Source organism: Tardiphaga sp. 709, from assembly GCF_032401055.1.
In the GTDB taxonomy this organism is placed as follows: domain Bacteria; phylum Pseudomonadota; class Alphaproteobacteria; order Rhizobiales; family Xanthobacteraceae; genus Tardiphaga.
Window position 1 is genome coordinate 2,170,054 of sequence record NZ_CP135529.1, and the last position, 26,175, is coordinate 2,196,228.

Sequence of the window (26,175 nt, forward strand, 5' to 3'; positions counted from 1 at the left end):
AAGTGAATCGAGGCGGCCAATGGGCCGCCTCTTTTTTCGCAATGTCATTACAAAGGCCGAAACCTCGGGTGCGATGGCTCTCATATGGGGGCTCGCGCACTTTTCCGTATTATATTTTGGCAGGTCCTACTCAGATTGACTTCGTGGCGTGTGCCTTATCGGGCAGTGCAGCCAATTGCTGAAGCGCGACCCGACTGTTCAGCGCCGCAAAAGTCTCGCGCGTACTGAAAAAACTGACGGCTTCGTCAAAATCCTCAGCTTCTACAATTTTTGCTCGCGCGATGGCGAGGTCGGAATCGATCTGGCCACGGCTGCGTGGCTCATCAACCAGCGATCTCAAATGGGCCGCGCACAGATCCATGTCCTTACGCAATTCGTGCAGCGAGCTTGCGCCGTAGATCGGTGCCGCCAAGGCCAACTCTTTTGCGCGAATCAGTACTTTCGGCGGTAGATTCTGTTCGGGAGTTGCGAATAAGCGGGCGTGCTGGCCTGGCTGCAGCGCGCGCGACGACACGATGGCCAGCGGCATCGACAGCCACAGACCTACGATTACCGGCGTCATCCACAGGAATAGCGGTAGCGACACCGCATAAGCGCTAATCGCCATCAGTACACCGAACACGGTCGGTACCGCGTACTTTCTGACCACTTCGCGGATCGGGACAACGCCGTCGTCGCGGCGCTGAACCTGCCAGCCGGCATCCCGACCAAGCAGAATCTCGCCGACCGCCGACGATTGGAAGATCATCATCACTGGCGCGATCAGGCCGGACAGCAAAGTCTCGACGATGATGCCGGACAAAGCAAGAAAGCCGCCGCCGAACCGCGCTCGATTTTCGGCCTGGGTGAGCAGCAAAACGTAGGCAAGCAGTTTTGGTACGATCAGAAGACCCATCGTGCCGGCGAAGACCCAGGCCGCGCGAACCGGATCTTGGGCTGGCCACTGCGGAAACAGCGAAAATCCCTTTGCGAAATATTCCGGACGCACAAACTGGGCCTGCAGCGAGATGAGAATCCCGAGCACCAGAAACATAAGCCACAGCGGCGCAGTTAAATAAGAACCGATGCCGGTCAGGAGATGCAACCGCGAGACCCAATGAAGCCGCGGCGCTCCCAGCACAGCCAGGTGCTGCAGATTGCCCTGACACCATCGGCGGTCGCGCGCTGCAAAATCGAGGAGCGACGGCGGGCATTCCTCGAAACTGCCGCCCAGTTTCGGTGCCATGTGGATCGCCCATCCGGCGCGCCGCATGAAAGCTGCTTCAATGAAGTCATGGCTGAGAATATGGCCGCCGAACGGCTTGCGCCCGGGAAGTTCGGGCAGGCTGGCATGTTCTGCAAAGGCGCGCACGCGGATGATGGCGTTGTGTCCCCAGTAATTGCCTTCCGAGCCGTGCCACCAAGCGATTCCGGAGGCGATTACCGGGCCGTAAAGCCTGCCAGCGAATTGCTGCATCCGTGCGAATAGCGACCGCGCATTGACAACGATAGGCAGCGTCTGGATCAGACCGACGCCGGGATGCTGCTCCATGCCGGCGACCAGGCGCACGATCGTGTCACCAGTCATGAGGCTGTCGGCGTCCAGGATGATCATGTGATCATACCCAGCGCCGAACCGCTTGACCCAATCCTCAATATTTCCCGATTTGCGCGCGGTGTTGCGCATCCTATGGCGATAAAAGATGCGATCGCTGGCAGTCTCGCGGCGCAGCTTCAAAATGGCTTTTTCCTCGGCCACCCAGATTGCAGGGTCAGTGCTGTCACTCAGCACGTACCAGTCGAACTGCGCGGCGTAACCGGTCTCCGATATAGATTCCCACATCGCCCGCAACCGCGCCGTGATCTGATGGGGATCTTCGTTATAGGTCGGTAACAGCATCGCGTTGCGGCTTGAGATCATCGCAAGTGGCGTAAGCGGTTCTATGGCGAGCGGATCCCGTGCGCGCATCAACAGTAGGACGAAGCCGGCCAGCGCCGACATGAACGAGAACGCGACCCAGGCGAACAGCAGCACGAAGAGCGCCAGTACCATGCCTTCGAGGATGGTCACGCCGCCGACCTTCAGCACCTCGAACATCTCGTAGCCGCCGGCCGCGGTCAGGGCCACGGTGCCGAGGAGGATGTAAGCGCGCCGCAGAACAGTCGGCATGGGCCTGAACTGCGCGCGTCGTTGGGAGGAGGCTGGCCCTGCGAGCCCATCCGATATCATCGTCAGCGGCATCTCTGGCGGTAGAAACCTCTCGCCCGCGCCGGCCGGCAACGTAGCCGCAGGCACGGTAACCAACGGCATTTGGTTCTTCACATTCATGGTGTCCATCGATAGACCCAAACTTCGGAGATCGCCTGATCGTCCTGCATCAAAGAAGCGCGCAATTCGACCGGCGCCTTACTCTTGACCGGCATCTCGAAACTCAGGCGCCAGCCGCCGTTTTGCGGATTCCGCTGTGTTACGATATTGCGGATTTCAGCCTTTTCGGCCGTGACAACACCTTTGATCTTGGTGGGATCGATGGATTTGAGCTTGTCGCCAATCAGATCGAGCACAAATAGCTTGGTATCGTCACCGCGCGCACCGATGCCGCTGCGTGAAAAGATCGCCAGCGCCGACGGCTTCGGTTGATCGGGCCCCCAATGCAGGCGGTAGGTAAACGCGAGTTCGCCCTTTGCTGGAAGTGGGTTTTTCGGACGCCAAAAGGTACCGATATTGTCGTGAATCTCTTCCTTGGTCGGAATTTCCAGCAGTTGCACCGATCCCTCGCCCCAATCGCCAATCGGCTCCACCCAGAGACTGGGGCGCCGTTCGAAACTTGATTCGAGATCCTGGTAGTCGGAGAAGTCCTTCTGCCGTTGCATCAGTCCAAAGCCGCGCGGATTTCGGTCTCCGAAAGAGCTGATCTGCAGATCGCGCGGGTTATGCAGGGGTCGCCAGAGCTGCTCGCCTCGCCCGTTGAAAATTGCCAGACCGTCGGAATCGTGCACGGCAGGGCGGAAATCGTCCACTTCCTTGCGGTCGTTCGGACCGAAGAAGAACATGCTCGTGATCGCCGCGAGGCCAGTGTTTTTTATTTCCACCCGCGGATAAATGACCATTTCTACATCGAAAATGGTCGTATCGCCTGGCCGGATGGTGAACCGATAGGCGGCCGCGGCACTTTCACTGTCGAGCAACGCATGCACTACGATCGAGTTGGCGTTGGACGCCGGCTTCTCGATCCAGAAGGACTTGAACTGTGGGAATTCCTCGCCGGTCGCCTCGCCGGTGTTGATGGACAGGCCCCGCGCGGACAAGCCGTATACTTGGCCTTTGGCCACCGCGCGGAAATAGCTGGCGCCGAGAAAAACGCAGACCTCGTCATAGTAATCGGGCTTGTTGATCGGGGCATGCAGCCGGAAGCCGCCGAAGCCTAAGTCGGCGCCGGCCGGCGGGGGCGGCGTAGCGCCAAAGGAGAAATGCTCAGGTTGATAAGGGACTTGGGTCGCCTGGCCATTGGCCACTTCATAGATATCGACGCGATTGGTGTAGAACGAGCCACGATGAAAGAACTGCACCTCGAAGGGCAGCTTCTCGCCGCGCCACAAAGCCTTCTCCGGATTAAAGCGCAGTGCGCGGTATCGGTCGTAGTCCAGATCCTTGAAGGAGTCGGGCAGCTTGTTGTCTGGCGCCTTGAACGCCCTGGCGGCGGCTTCCCGCGCCATTTGCCGCACCACGGCGGCGTCGAACGGCACAGGCCCGGGAGCTGCGCGGGCGCTGCGCGGGATAATCGTCATCAATGGCAAAGCGGCCGAAGCGCCGAGAAGTTGTCTGCGGTTCAAGGTGTCTCCAAACGCCAGAGTGATATGCAATAACACGCGCTGCACCATCGAGTTCCGCGAGCTGGAACATTCAGCGCTCTGCGCTTGCCTTGATTGCCGGTGTTTCCCGACTCTACCTCACTAAACGCTGGCGTTTCCCAACCCGCGGTTGGCCGGTGTCAAATGCCAGTCGACGGCGCGCGAACTGACCATAGAACGAGTAAAAATAGCGCTGTCCGGTATCGCCACGCCGTGCGACGCCGCTAAGTCACCATTCAATGCGGCAGCCAAGATGCCCCCTGCCGGATGACTCACGAAAACCCTCAAGATCAGCTTTCAACGACGGACGCAGCGCTTCGACGATGCTACATTGATCCGCATTAGTGCTGCCAATTTATCCCGCCGGTTGTTCATTATTCCCCGTCGCGTACCCCGGTGTCTCGCATCGGCCGCCTGACACGCCACACCACTCCGCCCTGACTGCTGAGCTTGACCTCCGGTGAAAAAAATGGCCCGCCGAAGCGGGCCATCGTTGTTATCGGGAACGACCGTACAATTCTCGCTCCTTGCGCACCTGTCCCGCATCGTAGGGCGGGCTTGCCGGGTCATACCCGCTCCAGCCCGACTTCTCCCAGGCCACACGGCGATCATTGAGATTGACTGACGATGGGCTCATCAGCGCCTCGAGGCGCGCGCGATCGGCCTCGTTGACCTTTGCCGAGACCAACGTACCGCCGCGGCGAACGCCTTCCGCGTAAAGCGGTGCATCTTCCTTGGAGACGCCAGCCTCGGTCAGAGCACCAACAATGCCGCCGGTTGCTGCTCCGGCGGCAGCGCCGACTGCCGTGGCGGCAAGCCATCCTGCCGCGACAACTGGTCCAAGGCCAGGAATTGCAAGCAGCCCTAGTCCGGCTAGAAGGCCCGCAGCGCCGCCGATCCCTGCACCGATTCCGGCACCGGTGCCGGCTGCTTCGGCGCGATCATCGACGCCATCACCGTCGCGGTCCTTCTTGCCGTCGAACCAGCCCTCGGAGTTGTTGGCCACGATACTGATGTCCCCATGAGGAACGCCGGCGGCCTCAAGGCTTCCGACAGCTTTCTGCGCTTCCGTATACGAGTCGTACAAACGTGAAATGGTCACGGTCATGAGATTACCTTCCGGTTACTTTGCTGCGTTGACGTTGCCCTGGAAATCGACGCTGATCGCGCTGGTCGAGCCACCCTTGGTCGCTTTGCCGCGCCATACGCCGTTGTCGTCTTTTTTCAGTTCGGTGACGTTCGTGTAACCAGCCTTTTCGATGGCACTCTTGGCCTGCCCCTCGGTGAAGGAGTTGCGTCCGGCGACCGGCGCATTGGAGTTCTTCTGCTCGCTGTTGACGGCATTGTTGCCCGGACGATCTTTTGCCGCCGGGCTCTGGGCATGGGCTACTCCCGAGATCAGGAGAGCGGCGACACAGATAATCGAAACGCGTTTCATAGGTCCCTCATAGGTTGGTGTTTGGGATCCTCCAACAAGCTGTTAGCTGACGCGTTCCATTGATTGCCGAAAAAAGGCCTGGAGCTACGATAGCGGCGCGACATCCCTTGCTTATGCCATTCTTTCCCGCAACGGCGGGTCATATGGCCGGCTTGCATGCCGTTGCTTAACTCACTGCCAAACCATGATCGGGAACTTTCGGCAATTGCGCGGATTGATTGACGCGTTTGCGTCTCGCAAATTTTGCAATTGGAGGATACACCATGAAAACACTTTATCTCGCCGGAACGCTGGCTGCCCTCGCTTGTACCTCGGCCTTCGCTCAAACGACGACGGTTTCCAGCGACTACTACGTGGTGCGCGATGCCACCACCAAGAAGTGCACAATCGTTGATAAGAAGCCAACGACCACGACAACGACGATTGTCGACAACGGAACGTTCAAGACCAGAACGGAAGCCGAAACCGGCATGAAGACCATGCAGGTCTGCACAGAGAACTGACGCGCGTCAGCACCCGTCACCTCGATCGGTGACGGGTGCTTGTGCCGACCGGCCACGGTGTCGCGGTTCCGATTAGCGAAAGTCGACGCGATTAATCGCAAGGATGCGCAATCGCATGTCCAGCGCTCCACGACGTCTCGCGCTTGCAGCACATGTCGGCGCGGCTCGAGCCTTAGCGAACGGCAGTGCCCCAGCCACCTTCGCGCGTAGCGGAAAGCGGGACAGGCATGAATCGATCACTCAATGGGTCCCGTTGCCGAAGTGCTAATCGAGTGGGCATCACGCCTGTGTTGTGATTAACAATTTCAGGAGCACATCGATCGATTAAGGGAACCTCCGTCCGCGTGACACATCCCTCGCAGCGAGCGCCACCGCTAAGCGTCGTTCTAAGTCAAGCCTGCGATCTTCTATTGGCGGCTTGAAAATATTATCGCGAGCGACCACGCCTCGATGCTCGTCGGCTTGGATTGCATCGATGTTGCAATCTTCGAACGTGCAGTACGTGAAAGCGACGCTGGTGGTCCCCTCATCGAACAGTATCTGGCATTTGACGAACTCACAGCAGTCGTATCTCAGGAAAACGGGACGCCCGCGGAAATCCAGTACCCTTCCCTGAAATCTCGTTTGGTAGATGACGTGTTCGTCCGCACCATTGTCTGTGTTCATTTCGCGCCTAGGATTTCTGTTTATAGTTCGGTTATGCATCAGTCGGCTATTGGTCCAACTATTTTCTAACGTCAGAAAATCTGACCTTCCACGAGCTCATAGCGGTCAATCCCGGCATGGCGACAAGCAATTCCTCCGACGCCGGATGCGCGTCCAAATCCCCGCGCTCTATATGAAGCTGTCTTCCTCCTCGGCAGCAATCGAGATACCAGGATTTCCCGCTCGTCCGTTTCTCCCACGGCTCATAATAGTCAGCACTACGCTTTCTGAAACACATTCAGTAGTTATGATAGGTCACATAAGTCAATGTATTAGCGAGTACCAACGTGGGCGCGCGGTCTCCGATCATTCGGATAGAACCCGTTTCCCCGCCTTCCACACAATCGATGGAAAATGTCGGGATAAAGCGGCAATTCGACGGAACGACCTTAAGTGTTGGCAGTTTTCACCCCGCCAACACACCAGGAGGACGATCATGAAATTCATTTCCACGGCTGCCATTGCAATCGCTTCGCTGGCCTACTTCTCGCCTGCCCTCGCTCAGAATGGAGCAGCGGGCGGAGCCGTCGGCGGCGCGATCGTCGGTGGCGCCGTCGGCGGCCCTGTCGGTGCCGCCGTTGGCGCTGCCGCCGGCGCCACGGCAGGCGGCATTTCCGAGGCCAACCGTCCCCGCTTCCACAGCTACGTCACCGAGCGCCGTCACCCGTCGTACCGATATGACCGCGAGCTACGCGTCGGTGCTGTATTGCCCGACAGAGGCGTCACCTATTATGAAGTTCCGCGAGAGTACGGTTCCACTGCCTATCGCTACACGGTGGTCAACGATCGGACCGTACTGGTCGACCCGGGCACCCGTCGGATTGTCGAAGTGATCGACTAAGCGCGCTTTTCGAGGCGGGCCGAAAGGGCCGCCTCGACCAGTTCGGTGCGTCTTTATGGGAGGATCATCTTGCCCATATTTCAATATTTCGTGTGGGTCGGCGCCGTACTGCTGGGAGTTCTATTTGTCATCGGCGAAAGCGACAGCTCTCCGACAAAAAGCTCCTCCGCAAAGGGCTGGAGGCCCACCGATTCATTGCGCAGCATGGCGCATCATCGTCAGCCGGAAGACCCGCCGTGCCCGGGACGCGGCGTTTCGCATCGTCAAATAATAGATCGGAGGCCCCAAGCCCTGCCTATTCAACGTGCCGTTCCTAAAGACTTAAGCAGGTCGTTGCTTTGTTCAGGAGTTGCTAGAGGTGGATGACTTCCAGCTAATGACGATCATAGCCGAGGCTATTAGCACTTGTGCTATCGAGAACCGCAACGGAGAAAAATTGCCGATAACGAGCGAGCAAGCGACCTGCGTTGCAAAGGTAGTGATCACGGCTCTCTCGCTGGCCGGTTTTGAGATCACGCCGATGGCAAAGACAACCGGTCCAACCTAATCCGGCGCTGCCAGCGGTAAGCTGCACCGGATTGTTGTCCATCCGTCGGCACGGATGTAGTCAAACTTACCTTCTAAGGCGCGGAGGCGCTCCTGCATCCCCGTCAGGCCCCGGCCGAATTTCGGCTCCAGGGGCGCCCTCGCACCATTATCGGCAACCTCGACCAGAATAGCTTCGTTCGTCACCTCGGTCTTCACGCTCATCTTAGACGCACCGGCATGTTTCAGGACGTTGGTGATGCCTTCCTGCAGCAAACGGTATACGGTCTGAGCGACCACACTGTCCGCCGTGACGATCCGGGGATCGATCTCGAATGTCACGGCCATTTCAGGCACCTGCGTGTGTACGTCACGCAAAAGCTTTTGAATGCTAGCATCCAGACCCAGCTCTTCGATGAGCATTGGTCGCAGCCGCTCAAGAATGCGGCGGTTGGCGATTTGCAAAGCCTCCACCGCCTGCAGCACACGCTCCTCTCCCATGGACCGGTTGGTGCCGCTGCCGCGGTCGTCGATCATAGCAGTAACGTTAGCCCGGATAGCAAACAGAAGCGGACCAAGTTCATCGTGCAACTCACGCGAGATGTCACGTCGCTCCTCATCTTGGATGGAGATCATCCTTCGTAATAGACTTCGGTTCTCTGAACTGAGGCGACCGAGAGTCAAAGCAAGCTCGTTCACGGACAAGCAGCTTTCCCGAACTTCAGGGGGGCCGGAACAATCGACTTTCTTCGAGAAGTCACCAGTGCGGAGCCGTGCCAGCCCCTCAGCGAGATCGCGTAAGGGCTGCAGCGCTGCGCCAATCGTCACAAACGACAAGAGGCCGGCAAGCAATGCCATGCCGACGAGTGACCCGAGAAGCGAGAGAAAGCCGATCCATTTCTCGTAGATCTGCGCAGAGAGATCTGGTTCGAAAATAAGATCGCCGACCCGGCGACCTTGGACCAGGACGGGAATATGCTGCGCAAGGTCAGGCACGAACAGCGCTTTCACGAACCATTCCGGGACCCTGCCGGACGTCTTGCCCTGCTCCGGTGCATGCACCTCGCCATCACGGCGAAACCGGATCGCGTCCGCAGGTGTCGAACCGAGCTGATCGACGAACGCCGCAAGGATTGCGTCGGGTCTTGTGGAGGCCGCGAGAGCGGCGTTCAAACCCGCCGCGACGGTGATTGCCGACCGCGCCGATGGCTCGTTTTCCTCCAAAATTTGATCCGAGGAGAAAATCCATAGCAAAGCGAGGCCGGCAATCAGGGCGCTCAGAAACATGCCGCCCAGCAGCACGCAAATGCGTGCACGCAGCGACAAAGTCGTCCACATTGGAATCATTAAATTGGTCAACCCGGCACCATTCCTCTGGTCAAAGCGTTGAAATCCAATATGGATAGCATAATTGCGAGATTGTCCCGCCGATGGCACAGCCTGTGAAGCTCCTGATTGTCGATGACCACCCCGTCGTGGTGTCGGGCTGCCGTTCGCTGTTTGCGTCGGACCCTACAATATCCATCGATGAGGCGGTCGATGAGAAATCGGGGCACCGCGCCTATCTATCTAAACGGCCCGACGTAACGATCATCGACATCAATCTGCCGGATCTATCCGGCTTCGAGTTGATGCGTCGTATCCGCAAGGATGATCCCGACGCGCGTATTATCATGTTCAGCATGAATGACGATCCAGCCTTTGTGGTCCGAGCTATCGAGCTCGGTGCCCAAGGCTATGTCTCTAAGGGCGACGATCCGCGCCTGCTCATCAAGGCAGTACGCAAAGTGGCTGCGGGTGAGAACTTCATTTCGCCGCATCTCGCAAAGACAGTAACGTTCTCAGGCGCTGCTATCCGGGCAAATCCGGCCACCAGCATGTCGGCCCGGGAACTGGAAATTCTTCGGCTCCTCGGCCGGGGCGACAAGATCGTTGAGGTCGCCGACGCGCTCGGCATCTCCTACAAGACGGTAGCAAATACCACGTCCCTATTGAAGCAGAAGCTGGGCGCACGGAACCACTCCGATCTTATCCGTATAGCCGTCGAGATGGGCTTAAATTAGAGTTCTTCACGATCAAGTCTTGGCCACTTCTTTCGGCACAGCTCCAGCCGCAGGCTTAAAGCCTAAGGACGTGGATCGACAAGTGGCTAGGGTTCCTATGACATGGGAGAAAGTGCGGCTACAGTCTTAGGGAGGCGCGACGCCTGTCGCCGGATCCGCGCGAAATTCACTGTGGAAACGCTGCTGCATTGCGTGCGTGGGCGCAGCGCAACAACAGCGCCAGGCGCGGAACGAGTGGCGGACGCTTAATCGCGTCCGCCGGACTTATCACCAATGATGACGATGACCGCGGCCGCGGCTCCAGCCGTAATGATGCCCGCGCCCGCGGGACCAGCCGTAATGATGTCCGCGTCCACCGCGATGCATGTGGCCATGACCATGACCGTGGCCGCCCTTTATCTCGATTGCATCGCCCGAAGCTGTCATCGGCGCTAGCGGCATAGCGGCCACGGCCGCTCCACTTCCCGCCGTCAACAAAAGGGCCGCGACCCCGGCGATCATCATCCGTTTCATATTGCTCTCCTTTGACCGCACCATGCGGCCGTTGACACAAGTTCCCGGGTTGCGATGGGTTCCTGAGCTCGGCGTTACGAGGCCAACTGCTGTCATCAGTGCGTCTTTTGGAATATGGCGCCGCCCGTATTGCTTCTTTTACCCGGAGTTGTCATCCAAGAACGGAACCAAGAAACTGCTTTCGCTGTTGTTGCGCAAGACCGAATGAGCGGTCTCGACAGTGGAGGTCATAAAATGAATAGGAGATTGATAGGATCGGCTGCGGCCATTGCCTTGATTGCCACGACTGCTTTCGCTCTGGCGCAGGGCGGCGGGGCGAGCGGATCAAAGGGCGGCGATGCACCTGCCGCATCAGCACCGCGGGCCGGCGAGGCTCCTTCGACCAACATGCCCGCTGCAAAGGGGACTGCGAGTGACGCCAAGTCGATGACCGATTCCAGATCTGCACCTGATGCCAAGGCGGCCTCCGACCAGAAGGCCGCGCCTGCCAAACCAGCAACGACCGCCCAGGATAAGCCTGCCGTCGCTCCGTCGGATAAAGCCGGGACCTCTGCGCAAGAGCGCCCCGACACCAAGGGCGCGAAGTCCGCGACGGACACCAAGTCGACAACTGATACCAAGGCTGCCACTGACGCGAAAACCGGCGACGGCAAGGCCGGCTCCGCGTCTACGACGGGCAATGCCGCGACGTCTGCAACCGTTGCCCTTCCTGCTGAAAAGCGCACGCAGATCACTAGTGCGATCCGGCAAGAAAAGGTCGAGGAAGTTCGCAATGTGAACTTCAACATCTCAGTAGGCGTGACGGTACCGTCTACAGTGCGCGTGCACCCGCTCCCAACGCGAGTGATCGAAATCTATCCAGAATGGCGCGGATACGACTTCATTCTGGTCAATGGTCGTTACGTTATCCTTCGACCGCAGACGCATGAGATCGTCTACATCATCGAAGGTTAGGCCCGGCGCCGCCTTGTGGCGCTAGACACTCGTTCCTCGTTCACTCTACTGCCCCGGGTCCACATCCGCGGGCAGTTTTTTTTGGCCTTGTGCGGATCAATGCAGCTACAGCGGAACGATTGCCACTTTATCCCGTTGGCGTCTCGGTTGAACAAGGGAGCTTGAAGATGAAGTTATCAACTTACGCATTTGCCGCTGCCGTCGTGGCGACCATAACTACCCCGACCTTTGCAAGTGCGCAGGACGTGCGCGTTCGCATCGGCGAGGATCACGGAATGTCCCGCGACTATGACCGCGGCTACCGCGGCCCCTCGCGCGGAATATCGCCGCGATCATGGATGGCACCGCGGCTGGCGCAATCGCGACCGGGTGGTAGTGATTAAGCAGCGCCGTCATCGTTGGGATTGATCCTAGGAAGTGGCCCGCATGGGCCACCTCCTCCTTTTCTGACAAGGTTATCCGCATGACTTTTCTAAGGACATTCGATCGACGTGCAGCTGGCTTAATCATCTTCGCTGGTTTCATCACGTTAGCATTTGCGACCCAGGGCTCCGCGGTGCCTAATGCCCCCGCAGGAGCTTCTGACGCGCTAATCGCATCAGGCAGAGCGCCTATGGACCAAGACGCCGCACGGGTTTCGCAAACTGCTGCCGATAGCGTGTGCGAAAAGCAAAACTGGCCATACTACTCCGAAGAATGCCTGCGCGGCGAAGGCGGCGGATCCGCTCCGCGTCAAGTTCACCTACAACCGGCTGCTGTCGAGCCGGCGAAGCCGACACCTATCCTCGCCTCTACAAACACCGCCGAGCGCAAGCCAACTGAGTTCCGCCAAGTCACAGAAACGCCCCGCCGGCGTAAGATGCGCCAGACGCCGCACTATGCAAGCCGGCGCATTTCAAGGCCACAAGTGATGCAACCTGAGGATTCCGAGCAACTACCCTTGACCTGGTGAGCTTGCTACAGCGTTTGCGCGTAAGGATTGTTGGGCTATTGAGCGTCACGTCATCCATGGGTGCCAAGAAATGTGGCCCCTGGCGTGACCAAGCGCTCGACCCATAAATTACCATCGCAAAACGCGGGTCTGCCTTGAATTTGCACGGCATGTTGTGGAAGGTCGCACCGGAAAATGGATTCAATAGTGTCAAACAACGAACGTCGCAGCGGATTTTCCCGCTTTTTTGGAGACCTTGCTAACAAGACTTCTCAACTCGCGGGTCGAGCCACGACGTTCATCGTCGCAGCCGCCGTCGTGATCATTTGGGCCGTGACCGGTCCTCTGTTCGGTTACTCGGACACGTGGCAGCTTGTCATCAACACTGGGACGACGATTGTGACGTTCTTGATGGTCTTTCTCATCCAGAACTCTCAGAACCGAGACAGCGCCGCCATTCAGGTGAAGCTAGACGAACTCATCCGAACGAGTGCCGCTCATAACTCATTCGTCGGCATCGAGCATCTGACCGACGAGGAATTAGAGGATATCCGGACCAAGTGCGAGGCACGTGCTGCTGCCGAGAAGGTCGGTGAAAGGACTGTGCAACGCATGGGCGAGAAAGCTCGCGAAGCCGCGGACGCCGCTGGGTCCTGATGGACGGATGATGAGGGTTCCGTCCTGGCTTCGCACCCCCCCTCATCGTAACTTTCGTCGTCGCCATGTCCATACGCCGGCTCAGGACTAGACGACGCTCGGCATCCTGCCGAACTGGGTCCGGCGGTGAAGATCGACGGCCTCGGGACATTCCTGACCAAGACGGTCGCCTGATCATGGACGTCGTCGGACCACCGAATGTTCGACGACCGCCGGCCGCAGCTGCACCTGTCAGTCTTACTGCTCAACCGTGCGAGAACATTGAGTCGGTTTAGCTCCCGCTTGCCAATCAATCCGACTCTCATGGACGACAGCCTCCAGCGTCCCGAAAAGAGCCGGAAACTGATGAGCTCTGCTGACATTCTAGCTTTGCTGCTAGCAGGCCTATTCGCCGTTTGCACGCGAGTTCGTTTTTACCGCCCGAAGGCCATCCCGACGGGCGCCTTCGGCCACAATCATCTTTTCCCGGTTGGGGAATACGTTCGAGGCCGAGAAGAGACAAGCGAGCGATGAGGATGCGCCGCAACCCCTGGCGGCAGGTAGAGCCACCGTCGCTCGAGGCCGCGAGCCTCAACGCGTCGGGAACAATAAGCAATATTCGAGAGTTTGAAAACGCAGGGCAAAAAATTCGATTCATGCAGACGGGCGAGCGATTGCTTTTGAATACAGCGGTGAGGACTGCAGGCTCTGACGGTAACAAAACGAGGAGAAGAACGATGAATGGTTTGATTTATCTGGTGGGATTAATCGTCGTCATCTTGGCCGTGTTGTCATTCTTCGGGCTGCGCTGAGATGATTAAATCGATTGAACCTGCCGCAGCTTCCATTGAAGTCCCGTCAAGGTATTTGAGCTGGACGCCAGTAATCCTCGGTGCCCTCATAGCGACCGCGCTTTCGTCAATTCTGCTGGCCTTTGGCGTAACGATCGGACTTGGCGTTTCATCCACGGCTCCGACTTGGCGGGACGCCTCCGCTGCGCTTTGGATATTGTCGGGACTTTATCTCATTCTCCAAGCCGCGCTGAGTTTCGGAGTGGGAGGCTATATTGCCGGGCGGACAAATGTCGGTCTCGCTGCTTTGGATACCGCCGAAATTGAACAGCGCGATGGTCTACATGGACTCGCTGCGTGGGCGCTTGCCGTTGTTCTTGGCGTAGCGCTTGCGGCCTTCATTGGAAGCGCGACACTAACACGGCCGAACAGTAACGGATCGTCAGCACGCACCAGCGCTGCGGAGCCTTTGCTAAGCTACGAGATCGACCGCCTGTTCAGGCCCTTGCGTCGCGCCGCAAACGTAGACCTTCTGCAGGAACGTGCGGAGGCGGGAAGAATTCTCTTGACCTCGTCGAGCCACTCGGGAATGAGCAGCGAGGATCGATCTTATCTTGCTCAACTCGTTGCCGCGAACACCGGTCTCGCCGGCGCAGAGGCGGAAAAACGGGTCGATGCCGCGATTGCAACCTCTCAAGCGTCGATAGCCAAATCTCGACGGAGTTCAGTGATCCTGGCCTTCTCCGTCGCGGCGGCCATATTGCTGGGCGCTGTGATCGCGGTGGCCGCCGCCAGCGTCGGCGGCAGCCACCGCGACGGCGCAGCGATGCCGCATTGGATGGGTGCTCGCGGATCTGGAGCTGCCTATCGACGTGAGGTCGCGTGAGTTAGGTGGAACGTAGTAGATCGAATTGAATGCGCCGATCTTCTCGCTAACCTTGGCTGCCGCAAGTCTTATACTGAACAGCGGCTAAGGCGGACGACGGGGGCTTTAGATTTCGCTTGGATATGTTAGGCCAAGCCGTTCGATGGCGCGTATGACGCCTGTGGGCGAAACCTGAAGCAAGCCGTCTACGCGAGCCACATGCGGGCTGGAGGTCACTCACAGCAAGGCACTGAACCTCACAATGGCCGTGCGCCAAGACCGGCCGTTTCGCCGGTCGGGTGTTGTAAGACGACGAGTTGCCTTTCGTTGCCGCGCGGATTCGCCACTGCTGACGGGCGCGATCTGGTGAACCCTCTAGTCGAGTAATTCTTGCTTAGACGCGGCTAGACCCATTATTTTGTTGCCTGCGCGCGAGCTTCGCGGCGCTGAAGGTGAACTACATCAATGCCGGGGATCGGCTTGAGAAATTAATAAATTCCGCGCAGAACGCCTTGACTTAAAGCTGATTTCTGCCGTGTGGGCCCCTCCCGCGGGCCACGATCTTTGGACCATTACTGATGTTGTGACGGCAAAGGCACCTCATTGGTTTGTTAGTTGCTAGCGTAGTTCATATGGAAATCTTTCATTTTGCGGAGGATCACAAAGTTACTGCGGCACTGGCCGGAAGATCCACTCGCGCCACACGGTCAGTAGTGCTGCCATAATGACAGGCCCTAGGAATAAGCCGAACAGGCCAAACGCAGCAATACCTCCGAAGATACCAACAAATGCTAGAAGAAAGGGAAGTCGCGCCGAACCACCGACCAGAGTGGGCCATACGAAGTGATCGCCAGCAAGCATAACGATCGCACCCCATAGAAACACCCCAGCGGCCGCAAACCCACTGCCTTCGCCGGAGACCAAGACTAATGCCGCCGCGGTGAAAGCCAACCAGGCTCCGAACGGTAACATCGCGAATGCTATGGTTATTATAGTAAACATCACGGGGGTCGGTACACCGGCGACCAAGAATCCGACACCAATAAGCAATCCTTCGCCCACAGCGACGAGAATTGTACCGTTGACCGTGCCGCGCGTCGCTTCGACCATTTTCTCGACGAGTCCCTCTCCTGGATCGCCGATAAGGCGGTCGCACGTCTCGAGGAAACGGCTCGTGACAGCGCGACCATTACGGAGGAGGAAATACAAGGTCAGAAGCGCGAACAGCAACAGAAAAAGACGATGAAGCAGCTGTGAGCCGAATGTTTTAAACAACTCCGACGCATTATCCGCGTTAACAGTTTGAAGCCATGCCGCTGCAGCTTTTGGATCCGAAAGGTTGGCGCGCCACCAAGTTTGCAGAGTTTCCGCAACGAGCGGTAGACGCGCGACCCAATCCGGCACCTCAACACCGCTCTCGCTGGCTTGCTTTAGCCACCTCACAAGAACGTCGCCTTGCTGCGCGATTTGGTAGATGGCAAGTGAAAGTGGAGTGAACAGCACCAAAGCCACGATTGCGGTGAAGATGAACGCTGCCAGACTTGAAGGACCTGACGAAAAGCGCCCCGCAAACTTAAGGTACAGCGGCCACAGGGCAACTGCGAGAATGGTGGCCCATATCAGGGCCGGCAGAAAAGCGGAGGCGGTCCATGCCCCGAGGCCGAAAAGGGCCAGGGCAAGCACGACCCGGGAGTTCCTACGCGCGTCAGCTCCTAAAGGTAGAGGCTTTCGCTCTGCTTTGGGTGACGCTTGTTCGATGTGCACCATCCGTCGCTTGCGCAACGCTTCCGTTCCGGCCTTTTCTACCATCCATCACGCCCCGTTTGTCGGGGAAGAACAAAAAAGACTGTCGTTAAGTTCCAATCGGGAAAATGTTGCAATGCCATGAACGAGCACCGCATTTCGATTGTGAGGGTCGGGCGTTCGAATGGCTCCGAGTCCAACATCAATTGCCCGACCAAATTCAGCGACTTCGCTCGGTATCGGCTTCGTTCTTTTGCGGATTTACGTGCTGCATCTCGTATTTGCTAAACCCCTTCGATTAGAATCGCACCGTAAACAAGACCGGGTCATCCCGGTCGCCCTCTCGGGCCTCGTGGGCTACTGAACGGTTACGCGCGCGATCCCGCCCATGCCGATTGCGTTGGCTGCTGCTCGAGACAGGTCGATGCGGCCCCTTGATGAACGGGCCGCGGTCCGTGATGCGGACCCGCACCGATCTGCCGTTGTTCTTGTTCGTGACCGTGACGTGTCTACCGAAGCGCCGGCTCTTGTGCGGGGCCATGAGGGCGTAGGTGTTGAACCGTTCGCCCGAAGCCGTCCTACGGCCGTGGTAGCCATCCCCAACGCCGTACTGGCTGGCGATGCGCGTTTCTTCCTTGGTCAACTTGACGCCAATCGAGACAACGCCTTCGAGAAAATTCTGGGCAAACGCCGGTGAATTGAAAAATGCGCACAGCAAAGCGCACGCGGAGAACAGGCGGATCATTGAGTTTCCTTGGGTTGCGATGCTAGAGGTCGATGGTCGGCGTGACCCTAGAAGCCACGCTTAGGCCAGGCTCGGCGCTCATGGATTCGGTTGAGCGTCGGGCCATTTCGCTGCCGGGCTTGGTTGGAACTAAATCTGTTTTTGCCAATTTTTTCCCGCGGTCGGCAGTTTCTGTGTGTCTGCCTTCCGGGCTCGGCGGCGTACCCTCGCACCCAACTCGACCGCCGCCGGGCCTCTCTAAATTTCCATCACCGGGCTCGGGATCATTCCGCACCGAGTTCAGTGAGGCGGCCCGGCGGTCGATCCCATCCGCCGTCGGGCCGATCTTCCCGAGGAACGAATTAGGTTTGCGTTGATTTTTTACGAAGCCGGCAGCTTTCCTCAGCGGCTGTTGGTTAGGCTCGGCGCCTGAGTCCAAACGGGCGCTGGGCCGCCTCTTTAAGCGTGCGCGCTCGGACGAATTCGGCTCTCCAAAAACCTGTCAAGGCGAACGTGATGCCCTTCCCAATAGCAGCGCACGATCTCGGGGCCATCTCCTCGATGATGAAGGATTTGTTCTTCGAGGACGGCGCTTCCTTTGTGGCGGTGATGGCGCACAAGGCCTGATGTTAGATTGGCGCTCCGGTTCGACCCCGCGTTTGCCTTTTCCACGAAGAGACCCACCGGGGCCCTAAACATCTGGACTTACAGCGCGCCGCTTCCCTAAGCTATCTTATCCCAACTGGTTTGGAATCCGATGGAACAACATCCTTCGAGGATGGGGCTAGGCATTGCGTTAGGGGTGTGCCTTGGAGCTGTCCTCGGCATTGCCATCAGGAACGTGACCGCTGGCATCATTATCGGCATCGCCGTAGGGGCCGTGATTGCTGGTTACGCAGATCATCGATCCCGGTAGCAAGCGCACGCCCGGCTGCTCCCCATCTCTCCAAGGAACATGGCGCGCTGATTGTCGTTTTCCCCTTATGTCCGACGAAGACGAGCCCGTCACCGAGGTCGCCGCTCCACCCGTTTTGGTCCCCGAAACCAATCGATTGTGGCGGTTAACGCCTGCATTGAATCTGCTTGAGAAGAGCAGACAGATTGCCATCGTCCCCGCCGAGACCGAGGATGTGGCTCGCGCCATTGCGACGAGAGCAGATCCTATGGGACGGGATTGGCGTGATCGCCTCTCGTTCGCAGCGGATAGCATCGAGACGACCGAGCGGCACGTCATCGGCGACGTACTATTTCGATCTATCCCGCAGCAGCCTCCTCCAAAGCCGAAACGAACCAAGAAGGCCTAACCATGCCCAAGAGAAAGACTGAGAATGAACTCGAGATGTGGGCCGCAGATCTACTGATGGAAGCGCACGCGATCACTCCATGCCCCGACCACGGCTATATGCGCTTGCGACACAGCCATCACGCTGTGGACTACGCTGTCACTGGCAGTACACCGAACATTCTCGAGCAAAAACAAAAAGGAGCGGATCGCGGCGGTCGAGAGCGTGCTCGATGGGCTGAGTGATGAGTGTCCCGCATGCTGACACCCACCTTGCCAGATCTCAAGCATGACAACGAAACCAGCGGCTTCCCTGCATGACAAACCACTCAACATGCCCGCCGAGGATGACCTCGAGGCGCTGCTGGCCCTCGATGTGGGCGTGATGTCGATACACGATTCCCCGCTCCTTGGTACTCTGACGTTAGTCACCCGAGATGGGCACTACGATTTTCTGATCAACGAACAGATCGCCAACGAACTGATCCAAGACGCACGAGCTCTTCTCCGAGGCGATAGCCCGTCTCTGGTCGAACGCAACGAATAGTCAGATTGCCATTGGTCAGTAGGGCTTGTTGCCCACATTCCGAAGAAACGGACTTCGAGTGCATCTAGGTGCGGATCGCCGACACTCGCAATAACAATACATGATCGCTGCAGCGCGAAAATCGAGGACGATAGACAGAAGAACGAGAGTACGGGTTAGAAAAATGCTGCGCAACGACATCACTAGCATCGCCCATTGAATGCGAAACCCGCCTCGCTCCCGGTGCAGCAGGCGGACAGTTTCAATACCGAAGTCTGGATATCGGAGGTGTCCCGCCTCGATCCGTGCCCATGATCAGGCCTGTCACGCCGGCATGCTGCCATCAAGGCTTGCTGATCAGCTGGATGCTCAACGTCGCTCTTCCTACGCATGGAACCGGACGGTAGCGGGTGCCGCACGCTTTAATTTGTTCCCGCCTGCAGCTGACAACTTCGGCGCGATCGTCCCCGTGTGTGCCTTTTGAGAGACGGTAGTGGGGCGGATTAGTTCATACGATCTCGCTACAGATTCAAAATGGAGCGACACATGAAAAAGTACTTACTCGCAACGGCCGCGCTACTTTTCGCGGCAACATCGGCCTCGGCTGCCGACATGGCGGCACGTCCCTACACCAAGGCGCCCGCAATGGCGCCCGCGATAATCTACAATTGGACCGGCTTCTATATCGGCGGTCACGTCGGCGGCGCCTTCCGCGGCAATTCGAACAACGTTCTCGGCGGCGGTGACGACGGTCGCTTCATGGGCGGCGGTCAGATCGGTTGGGACACACAGTTCGCGCCTAACTGGGTGTTTGGTCTGGAAGCGAACTACAGCTTCATTGACACCAGCAGCAGCTTTGCAAACCGCGGTCTCGGTTCGGTTACCGGCCGTCTCGGTTACACATGGGGCCCGTCCCTTCTTTACGTAAAGGGCGGTTACGCCTGGGCCGACTCGCGCTTTACCAACGGCTTCACCGGCAATGGTGGACGGGATGGCTACACAGTTGGCGGCGGTCTCGAATATCTGTTCAGCCAGAATTGGTCGGGCAAGGTCGAATATCAGTACTACGATTTCGGGACGACCAGTTTCGTCACTCCGACGTTTGCTATCGGCGGCTTCCGAAACGACGAGCACACGATCAAAGCGGGCCTGAACTACCGCTTCAATCTGGGCAACTTCGGCACTGGCACCTTCTAAAGACTGCTGACGTCAGTGAGAGGCCGGCAAATGAATGCCGGCCTTTTCTATTTGCCAGACGATTGGCGAGGCAATCAGAACAATTACGGCCGCCGCGGGCATCTCCGGGGCGGGTACATTTCTTCACTCAAGGTGAGAGTTGTCAGTCAATATACCCTCAGCCAGCGCACATCGTTGATCGCCCTATCCAGACCTGCCCCTGGTTCTGACACCTCATCTCGGAGTCGCCGAGCGCATCGAGCACGATGATTGGACGTTTGATGACGACCTTAAGGGCGGCGTGAAACATGGCGACAGAGTGATCATTCATTGCTGAACCTTCGCGACCGGGAACGATCCGCCACAGCGGCTGTTTTTCTGGAAAACTCGCCGGAGCCAATCGATGAAAGTGATACTTTCTAAAAAGGAGCCGGAGCGCGAAGCCCTCGCGGAGATGAGAAAACGCCCAGGTTGCGAGACGCTGAAGGCAGTCGACGTCCAATACAGTGACCTTCGAGCCGATACGAATTGGACTCTGTATGCCTTCACAGAAGGTCGAATTGATCCAGGTGCTTTGCATAGCGCGCTGGAAATGACCGTAAACAAACTGCGCCATCAATATGAATTGCGCGCCCCGGAGTGATCCCTTACAGAAAGTCAGACTCCCACCTCGTCCTGAAGTCTGACCTCCATGCTTAAAAAGAAAGCGACCGCCAACGAGCTGATCTGGCTCTTTCACGAGAAGCTTGCAGGCTCCAACTTTCCCAATGCCGGGATTGCGATTATTCCAATCGGTAACGGCAATTGGTCCGCGCTGACGAATGCCACCGAACGCCGGCACTATCCCGATTTGGCAAAGACCGTGGTGCGAATAGAGAAGCAGCTCCGCGCTCGCTACCTGCTGAAAGAAGCTTGATCTGCCTTCACGGGCGGGAACTAAGCCGGCGATTGCCTGTTCTATGGTCCCATCGACCAAGGCTGCATCTTGAAAACGACCAACCAGCTTGACCTTCCTACGCTGCCAAATGCCCAACCCGCCGAGCGCTCTCGAATGAGAGACGACCAAAGCCTCATCAAGGCCCGTTACTGCAGATCGATCCTGAAGGTCGCCGCGATCAGCACCGAGCAGGAAGCCCGCATTCTGCTGAACGGCCTGGCCACCGAGCAGGTCACCACGAACACCTCTCCCGCGATGGCCGAGGCTGAACGAGCAGCTTTGACTGCGATCCGCGATCTGGCTGGATATCAGCACGGCCGAAGCGTCCCCCAAAGCTCCAGCGAGTGGATGCGTGCCGCGCGAGCAATCCAATTGTGGCTGAACGTTCACGATCAATAGGCATTGTGCGCGCATAATGCGGAGAAATGGACGTGTCCGATAGCAAAGCAAAAGACATCTCGTGAGCTGTAGCTTCTGTATCGGAACGGCTATCTTCGAAGCCCGTCTCAAAAACTTCATTAAAGGCACGCACCGCTGGCATCCGGCACCAGACCTTTATCCTACGGTACGCAGTACGCAGGTGCGTACCAGTGCTGCGTACCTCGCCATCCATGAAATAGCTAAAGTGGCGGATGTCGTTGAGATTTCCGCCTATTCGTTTTGTGATACGCAGTATGCATTTTCCCCAGACAGGAAAAAATCTGCGCTTGAGGAGAGCGCCGGTCCTCGGCGATCGCGCCTAAAATGCTTTCAGACTTCCCCCTACGGTTAGACAAAGCTGGTTTAGCTCCCCGAAAAACCGGCGGCCGGTCTTGAGGCAGCGCTTATTCCCGGCGCAGTATTTTCGCGATTCAGGCGCTCGCGCATTTCCTTTCCGGCCTTGAAGAACGGAAGGCTCTTTTGGTGCACGGTAACATGTTTTCCAGTACGTGGGGTGCGGCCTGCACGAGCGGGGCGATGCCTTACCGAGAATGCGCCGAAACCGCGAAGCTCAGCCCGATCACCGCGTGCCAGCGCAGCGACGATCTCATCGAGAATCGCGTTCACGATGTTCTCAAGGTCCCGCTGGTAGAGGCGCGGGTTATGCTTAGCTATGCGTTGAACAAGTTCGGATTTGACCATCGTGACGTCGGAAATTTGGCGGGAGGCCGCATTTCCTCGATCTGGCTTGCACTGTCAAGATGCAATAAATTGGGGCATCGTCGAAAAACCTGACGCGGCGAGACCTGTTGATCTGCACTCACCAATCTTGGAGCGGAACCAAATCATCCACTTCTGTTTACATAATCCAAGTGCGATATCCCAATCGATTTCCTGTCTGTTCCCGATGTTGAGGCTTCCGTGCACCTTCGATCTGGCCGATGGGCATTAGCCGAGGAGCGTCAATTGATCGCGTTGATCGAGGGAATACGTCGGCAGCCAGAGCTCCTGTATCTGTTGTTTTCGTTCAGCTTAAGGCGCCGCAGCTTTGGTTTTAGAGGCCGTCAAGCAACGCCCTGACCTTTTCTGCGAGATCGTTGATTGTATAAGGCTTTGAGATGAGATGCGTACCCGCATCCAGAACGCCATTATGGACTATGGCGTTTCGCGTATAGCCCGTGGTGAACAAAATCTTGGCGTCGGGCAACAGCGGTTGGAGGACTTTTGCGAGCTCACTGCCTGTCATTTCGGGCATCACAACGTCCGTGAAAACCAAATCGGGCCGTGAGCCGTTCTCAATGAGGTGAATGGCTTCTCGCGCGCTTGCAGCTTCTATGACCGAATAGCCAAGTTCTCGAAGCGTCTCGACAGAGATCGCTCGCACGCGTTCTTCGTCCTCAACCACCAGTACCAGCTCTTGATGCTGCCCCACGTCTGCGCGCACCGCCGCAGTAGGAGCATCGGTCGTAACCTCGCCGTAGAAACGCGGCAGGTAGATTTTCACGGTGGTGCCAATATCAAGTTCCGAATAAATCTTCACATGACCGCCCGACTGACGCACGAAGCCGTATACTTGACTAAGGCCAAGGCCCGTGCCTTTTCCGACCTCTTTGGTCGTGTAGAACGGATCAAAAACTTTGCTCAGCACATCGCTGTTGATACCGGCACCGCTGTCGGTCACTGCGATGAGAACGAACTGTCCCGGTTCAATTGAGTATTGTCGGGCATACGCCGCATCCACAGACGCGTTCATCGTTTCGATCGTGAGTTTTCCTCCTTGAGGCATCGCGTCCCGCGCATTGACCGCGAGGTTGAGTAAAGCGCTCTCAAGTTGAGCCGGATCGGCTTGGACGTTCCACACCCCCGCTGCGAGCACTGTCTCGATTGCAATGGTCTCGCCCAGCGACCGATCGAGAAGCTCGCTCATACCCGCGATCATACGATTCACTACGATGACTTCTGGAGCTAAGGGCTGCAGGCGGGAGAAAGCCAGCAAGCGCTGGGTTAAGGTAGCGGCCCGGTTAGCGCCGTCCAAGGCTCCGTCAATGAAGCGGGTGATGTCAATGTCACCCTTTGCCAGCTTCCGGCGGGCTAGATTCAAGCCTCCGATGATCACGGCGAGCATGTTGTTGAAGTCGTGAGCTATCCCGCCAGTCAATTGGCCAACCGCCTCCATCTTTTGAGCCTGTCGCAGCTGCTCCTCCGCCTTCGAACGTTCGCCAATCTCCGTGGCCACGCGCTGCTCGAGATCGATATTGAGCGCCTGCAACTCCGCCTCGGCCCGTTTCCGCTCGGCGAGCTCCCTTTCGACAGCCGCAAACAGCCTCGCATTGTCGATGGCCGTCGCCGCGTGTCCCGCAATCCCCAAGAGAGCAGCCTCATGCTCTTCTTGGAACTTGCCGGTTTCCTGATGGCCGAAGAACAGCCCCCCCAAAACGTCACCGGTGCGTGAGACGACCGGTACCGCAAGGTACGAGCGCACCGGAAGGTGGCCTTCGGGCATTCCTTTGCGGGGAGCGTTCTTGCCGTATCGCGGGTCGGCGAGGATGTTTTCTGATCGTACAACCGCCGTGCCAAGAAACGTCGGCTCAAACACTGCTGTATTCCGCGGCATCGGAAAATTCGCGAATGCAGACCGGGGCGCGCCGGAGAGCGCGTAGAGCATGTAGCTCTCGCCCTCAGGCGAGAGAACGTTGTAGAAGAACGCGCCAAATTCCGCACCGCAGAGCTCCAGGCCGGCATCCGTAACGGTCTGGACGATGGTCTCGAGATTGCGTTCCCTGGCGACGGTTGCCCCCGTGTCATTCAAGATCCTGAGATGTCGTTCGGATTTCTTGCGCGCCGTGATATCGATGACAGTGCCAACAAAGCGCACTGCGTTGTGATTGACGAATATTGCGTCACCCGTTGCGGCGAGCCATCGTTCGATCCGGTCCTCAATTCCAATCGTCCGATACTCGATGCGATATGCAGCCAAGGAGGAGGGGTCCAAGGCGTTGGTCACCGCGCGATGAACGCGTTCGCGATCGTCAGGATGCAGCCCCGCAAGAAACGATTTTTCATATGAAATCTCGGCTTCGGATGAAAGGCCAAACAGAGCTTTGCATCTCGCGTCCCAGCGAAGGACGTTATTTACCGGGTCAAAGTCCCACGTTCCGATACCGGCTGCGTTGTTAGCAAGGCTGAGGCGTTCTGCGGCTTCTCGCGCGGCTTCTTCTGAACGGACTCGCTCGATATGAGCCCACGACCTTTCGGTAACCTCCGCAAGCAGGGCCAGCTCGCCAGCTGCCCAGCGATGGGCGGTCTGATGATGTATTGCCATCAATGCCGTTAAGCGGTCCTCTTTCACGAAGGGCATGCAAATAGTGGATCCGATCCCAATATCTTGGAAGGTTCGGGCTTCTTCCGGCTCCAATTCTTCAAGATTGTCATTGATGATCAGCGGTCGGCCGTTACCCAGCTCCTGAACAGCTTTTCTGCCGAAGTCAGCAAGGCTGTAGTGACCTAAGATGTGTTTCGCGCCAGGTGCTGCCCAGTCGCCGCGAATAGTAAAGCCATCCTGATCTTCATCCATGTCGGCATAGGCGCAGTTAGACACGTTGAGGTGCTGGCCTAGCATCCGGGTCGTGACTGATAGAATCTCGTCGGCCCTCCGGCACTTCGCAGTTTCTTTGCCGAGGTCATCCAGAAAGACAAGACGGGCTTCATTCGCCCGAATAGTTGCCTCTGCCCTACGCCGTTCTACCGCAGTCCGGGTCCGGTCAGCGACCTCCCGCATGAGGTCAAGTTCGGCGTCTGACCATTCTCGTGCTTCGGCATTGTTGAGATAGAGCAATGCCACCACGCCGTTTGGCTCAAGGATGGGCATGTTCACCAAGGCGCGTGCCGAAATAAGCTCAAGGGCCTTCGCCTGATCTCCCACCCGACCATCTTTTTCGGCGTCGGCGAACACCACGGTTACGCCGCGCTTCAAGTCCTCAATGTAGCTGCCGTAATCCCGGAATTGCAAAACCCCAGCAAGGCTTTTTATGCCCGGCGCATTCCAGTCCCGGCTTATCGTAATGGTTTCAGCGGAAAGGTCGATCGTGCCGTAACCCGCGCGGCTGACACCGAAAGCCCTCCCCAAGGTCTCCGCGGCGGCGTACGCAAGATCGTCAGGGTCTGATATCTGGCGGATATGATCGCCCAATGTGGATAGCACATCACTGCGCAGCCCCGAAGCCATCATTGCCGTCATGCCAAGGCCTCAGCTGGCGGCAGCTGTACAAGGTCGCGACGACTCGAAGCGTTTCGAACGGGACTGAGAAAAAGGCTCACGTGACCCCATAAATTCAATAAAATTCGGAATTTGGTCAATTCGTTGCCGGCCGTCAGGTTCCAATTATCCGTTTGGCCAGGTTAGCTGACCGCCGCGATTGCCAAATATTCAGCTGATAGGGTTTGCGACTGTCAGAGAGTTGAGGAGTCCGTTCATCCCAGGCAAGGAATGCGTTCATACCGCTTGGGCATCGGATGGCATTGCCGTCGAAGAAGGAAAGCCAGTGGTGAAACGCCCCCGTCGGCGCTAGGAGCCCGCCGCATCTGGCGGGATCAGTCGTCTCGACCGCAATCGGTTAATCGCCCCTTACTAGGCGTCATGGATCGACGTAAGCTTAGTGGTCGCCTCCTTCACTCCTTTCTGTTTGAGACGGCGATCAGCGATGTAGAGCGGTCGACCGGCCGGTCTAGAATTCGCCCTGGCGGAAGCCAAAAAATTTGCGCCACCCCCTTG

The 26,175-nt window shown here is 57.7% G+C and carries 22 protein-coding genes; 12 read left to right on the forward strand and 10 right to left on the reverse strand.

What is annotated here, in order from left to right; translation table 11 throughout:
* Positions 1 to 130 precede the first annotated feature (130 nt).
* The 4 genes from mdoH to RSO67_RS10885 all read right to left on the reverse strand — a co-directional run bounded on the left by mdoH (position 131) and on the right by RSO67_RS10885 (position 5,269).
* The gene (gene mdoH, locus RSO67_RS10870; RefSeq protein WP_374725639.1) at positions 131 to 2,290 is read right to left on the reverse strand and encodes a glucans biosynthesis glucosyltransferase MdoH; all 2,160 of its coding nucleotides are present in this window, start codon (positions 2,288 to 2,290) and stop codon (positions 131 to 133) included.
* 14 nt (positions 2,291 to 2,304) lie between these two features.
* Positions 2,305 to 3,768 carry a glucan biosynthesis protein G gene (locus RSO67_RS10875; RefSeq protein ID WP_315844220.1) on the reverse strand — a complete coding sequence of 488 codons (1,464 nt, stop codon included), beginning with the start codon at positions 3,766 to 3,768 and terminating at the stop codon, positions 2,305 to 2,307.
* A 559-nt stretch (positions 3,769 to 4,327) separates the two neighbouring features.
* Positions 4,328 to 4,939, reverse strand: a complete 612-nt coding sequence (locus RSO67_RS10880) for a hypothetical protein (protein WP_068738739.1) — start codon at positions 4,937 to 4,939, stop codon at positions 4,328 to 4,330.
* Positions 4,940 to 4,954: 15 nt separating this feature from the next.
* On the reverse strand, positions 4,955 to 5,269 hold the full coding sequence (locus tag RSO67_RS10885) for a hypothetical protein (protein ID WP_315843483.1): 315 nt from the start codon (positions 5,267 to 5,269) through the stop codon (positions 4,955 to 4,957).
* A 263-nt stretch (positions 5,270 to 5,532) separates the two neighbouring features.
* Between RSO67_RS10885 and RSO67_RS10890 the strand changes: the two genes are divergently transcribed.
* The 3 genes from RSO67_RS10890 (at position 5,533) to RSO67_RS10900 (ending at position 7,865) form a co-directional block, all read left to right on the forward strand.
* Positions 5,533 to 5,772, forward strand: coding sequence for a hypothetical protein (locus RSO67_RS10890; RefSeq protein ID WP_315843484.1), 240 nt, complete (start codon positions 5,533 to 5,535; stop codon positions 5,770 to 5,772).
* A gap of 1,141 nt (positions 5,773 to 6,913) precedes the next feature.
* A complete protein-coding gene (locus RSO67_RS10895) occupies positions 6,914 to 7,318 on the forward strand; it encodes a DUF1236 domain-containing protein (RefSeq protein WP_315843485.1) in 405 nt (134 codons plus the stop codon).
* A gap of 358 nt (positions 7,319 to 7,676) precedes the next feature.
* Complete coding sequence (locus RSO67_RS10900; RefSeq protein WP_315843486.1) at positions 7,677 to 7,865, forward strand: hypothetical protein; 189 nt, start codon at positions 7,677 to 7,679, stop codon at positions 7,863 to 7,865.
* On the opposite strand, the gene RSO67_RS10905 is transcribed toward RSO67_RS10900, so the two are convergent.
* Entirely contained in the window at positions 7,862 to 9,202 is a 1,341-nt protein-coding gene (locus tag RSO67_RS10905; RefSeq protein WP_309943785.1) for an ATP-binding protein, read from the reverse strand. The two genes, RSO67_RS10900 and RSO67_RS10905, sit on opposite strands and share 4 nt — an antisense overlap.
* A 71-nt stretch (positions 9,203 to 9,273) precedes the next feature.
* Between RSO67_RS10905 and RSO67_RS10910 the strand changes: the two genes are divergently transcribed.
* The 6 genes from RSO67_RS10910 (at position 9,274) to RSO67_RS10935 (ending at position 14,617) form a co-directional block, all read left to right on the forward strand.
* On the forward strand, positions 9,274 to 9,906 hold the full coding sequence (locus RSO67_RS10910) for a response regulator transcription factor (RefSeq protein ID WP_081422136.1): 633 nt from the start codon (positions 9,274 to 9,276) through the stop codon (positions 9,904 to 9,906).
* Between the two features lie 627 nt (positions 9,907 to 10,533).
* A complete protein-coding gene (locus RSO67_RS10915; RefSeq protein WP_315843487.1) occupies positions 10,534 to 11,373 on the forward strand; it encodes a DUF1236 domain-containing protein in 840 nt (279 codons plus the stop codon).
* 167 nt (positions 11,374 to 11,540) lie between these two features.
* Positions 11,541 to 11,756 carry a hypothetical protein gene (locus tag RSO67_RS10920; protein ID WP_315843488.1) on the forward strand — a complete coding sequence of 72 codons (216 nt, stop codon included), beginning with the start codon at positions 11,541 to 11,543 and terminating at the stop codon, positions 11,754 to 11,756.
* A 743-nt stretch (positions 11,757 to 12,499) separates the two neighbouring features.
* Positions 12,500 to 12,961, forward strand: coding sequence for a low affinity iron permease family protein (locus tag RSO67_RS10925; protein ID WP_068738758.1), 462 nt, complete (start codon positions 12,500 to 12,502; stop codon positions 12,959 to 12,961).
* Positions 12,962 to 13,476: 515 nt separating this feature from the next.
* Positions 13,477 to 13,752, forward strand: coding sequence for a hypothetical protein (locus RSO67_RS10930; protein ID WP_315843489.1), 276 nt, complete (start codon positions 13,477 to 13,479; stop codon positions 13,750 to 13,752).
* A gap of 1 nt (position 13,753) precedes the next feature.
* Positions 13,754 to 14,617 carry a hypothetical protein gene (locus RSO67_RS10935; RefSeq protein WP_231079545.1) on the forward strand — a complete coding sequence of 288 codons (864 nt, stop codon included), beginning with the start codon at positions 13,754 to 13,756 and terminating at the stop codon, positions 14,615 to 14,617.
* 645 nt (positions 14,618 to 15,262) lie between these two features.
* Here the strand turns inward: RSO67_RS10935 and RSO67_RS10940 are convergent.
* Together RSO67_RS10940 and RSO67_RS30450 are read right to left on the reverse strand one after the other, a co-directional pair.
* The gene (locus RSO67_RS10940; RefSeq protein ID WP_315843490.1) at positions 15,263 to 16,279 is read right to left on the reverse strand and encodes an AI-2E family transporter; all 1,017 of its coding nucleotides are present in this window, start codon (positions 16,277 to 16,279) and stop codon (positions 15,263 to 15,265) included.
* A gap of 358 nt (positions 16,280 to 16,637) precedes the next feature.
* Complete coding sequence (locus RSO67_RS30450) at positions 16,638 to 17,084, reverse strand: septal ring lytic transglycosylase RlpA family protein (protein ID WP_410001831.1); 447 nt, start codon at positions 17,082 to 17,084, stop codon at positions 16,638 to 16,640.
* Positions 17,085 to 17,947: 863 nt separating this feature from the next.
* Here RSO67_RS30450 and RSO67_RS10950 point away from each other — a divergent pair.
* The 3 genes from RSO67_RS10950 to RSO67_RS10960 all read left to right on the forward strand — a co-directional run bounded on the left by RSO67_RS10950 (position 17,948) and on the right by RSO67_RS10960 (position 20,068).
* The gene (locus RSO67_RS10950) at positions 17,948 to 18,367 is read left to right on the forward strand and encodes a hypothetical protein (RefSeq protein ID WP_315843491.1); all 420 of its coding nucleotides are present in this window, start codon (positions 17,948 to 17,950) and stop codon (positions 18,365 to 18,367) included.
* A 267-nt stretch (positions 18,368 to 18,634) separates the two neighbouring features.
* Positions 18,635 to 18,892 carry a hypothetical protein gene (locus tag RSO67_RS10955; RefSeq protein WP_315843492.1) on the forward strand — a complete coding sequence of 86 codons (258 nt, stop codon included), beginning with the start codon at positions 18,635 to 18,637 and terminating at the stop codon, positions 18,890 to 18,892.
* Between the two features lie 525 nt (positions 18,893 to 19,417).
* Entirely contained in the window at positions 19,418 to 20,068 is a 651-nt protein-coding gene (locus RSO67_RS10960; protein WP_231079541.1) for an outer membrane protein, read from the forward strand.
* A 157-nt stretch (positions 20,069 to 20,225) separates the two neighbouring features.
* Here the strand turns inward: RSO67_RS10960 and RSO67_RS10965 are convergent, their stop codons facing one another.
* The 3 genes from RSO67_RS10965 to RSO67_RS10975 form a co-directional block, all read right to left on the reverse strand.
* Positions 20,226 to 21,380: a hypothetical protein gene (locus RSO67_RS10965; protein WP_315843493.1), complete on the reverse strand. Its 1,155-nt coding sequence runs from the start codon at positions 21,378 to 21,380 to the stop codon at positions 20,226 to 20,228.
* A gap of 387 nt (positions 21,381 to 21,767) precedes the next feature.
* Entirely contained in the window at positions 21,768 to 22,106 is a 339-nt protein-coding gene (locus tag RSO67_RS10970; RefSeq protein WP_315843494.1) for an integration host factor subunit beta, read from the reverse strand.
* A 352-nt stretch (positions 22,107 to 22,458) separates the two neighbouring features.
* Entirely contained in the window at positions 22,459 to 25,641 is a 3,183-nt protein-coding gene (locus RSO67_RS10975; RefSeq protein ID WP_315843495.1) for a GAF domain-containing protein, read from the reverse strand.
* Positions 25,642 to 26,175: the final 534 nt, after the last annotated feature.

Coding starts and splice junctions, on each gene's coding strand:
- mdoH (WP_374725639.1), bottom strand. CDS start 2,290: ATGCCGTTGGTTACCGTGCCTGCGGCTACGTTGCCGGCCGGCGCGGGC.
- RSO67_RS10875 (WP_315844220.1), bottom strand. CDS start 3,768: ATGACGATTATCCCGCGCAGCGCCCGCGCAGCTCCCGGGCCTGTGCCG.
- RSO67_RS10880 (WP_068738739.1), bottom strand. CDS start 4,939: ATGACCGTGACCATTTCACGTTTGTACGACTCGTATACGGAAGCGCAG.
- RSO67_RS10885 (WP_315843483.1), bottom strand. CDS start 5,269: ATGAAACGCGTTTCGATTATCTGTGTCGCCGCTCTCCTGATCTCGGGA.
- RSO67_RS10890 (WP_315843484.1), top strand. CDS start 5,533: ATGAAAACACTTTATCTCGCCGGAACGCTGGCTGCCCTCGCTTGTACC.
- RSO67_RS10895 (WP_315843485.1), top strand. CDS start 6,914: ATGAAATTCATTTCCACGGCTGCCATTGCAATCGCTTCGCTGGCCTAC.
- RSO67_RS10910 (WP_081422136.1), top strand. CDS start 9,274: ATGGCACAGCCTGTGAAGCTCCTGATTGTCGATGACCACCCCGTCGTG.
- RSO67_RS10915 (WP_315843487.1), top strand. CDS start 10,534: ATGGCGCCGCCCGTATTGCTTCTTTTACCCGGAGTTGTCATCCAAGAA.
- RSO67_RS10920 (WP_315843488.1), top strand. CDS start 11,541: ATGAAGTTATCAACTTACGCATTTGCCGCTGCCGTCGTGGCGACCATA.
- RSO67_RS10925 (WP_068738758.1), top strand. CDS start 12,500: ATGGATTCAATAGTGTCAAACAACGAACGTCGCAGCGGATTTTCCCGC.
- RSO67_RS10930 (WP_315843489.1), top strand. CDS start 13,477: ATGCGCCGCAACCCCTGGCGGCAGGTAGAGCCACCGTCGCTCGAGGCC.
- RSO67_RS10935 (WP_231079545.1), top strand. CDS start 13,754: ATGATTAAATCGATTGAACCTGCCGCAGCTTCCATTGAAGTCCCGTCA.
- RSO67_RS30450 (WP_410001831.1), bottom strand. CDS start 17,084: ATGATCCGCCTGTTCTCCGCGTGCGCTTTGCTGTGCGCATTTTTCAAT.
- RSO67_RS10955 (WP_315843492.1), top strand. CDS start 18,635: ATGACAACGAAACCAGCGGCTTCCCTGCATGACAAACCACTCAACATG.
- RSO67_RS10960 (WP_231079541.1), top strand. CDS start 19,418: ATGAAAAAGTACTTACTCGCAACGGCCGCGCTACTTTTCGCGGCAACA.
- RSO67_RS10970 (WP_315843494.1), bottom strand. CDS start 22,106: ATGGTCAAATCCGAACTTGTTCAACGCATAGCTAAGCATAACCCGCGC.
- RSO67_RS10975 (WP_315843495.1), bottom strand. CDS start 25,641: ATGACGGCAATGATGGCTTCGGGGCTGCGCAGTGATGTGCTATCCACA.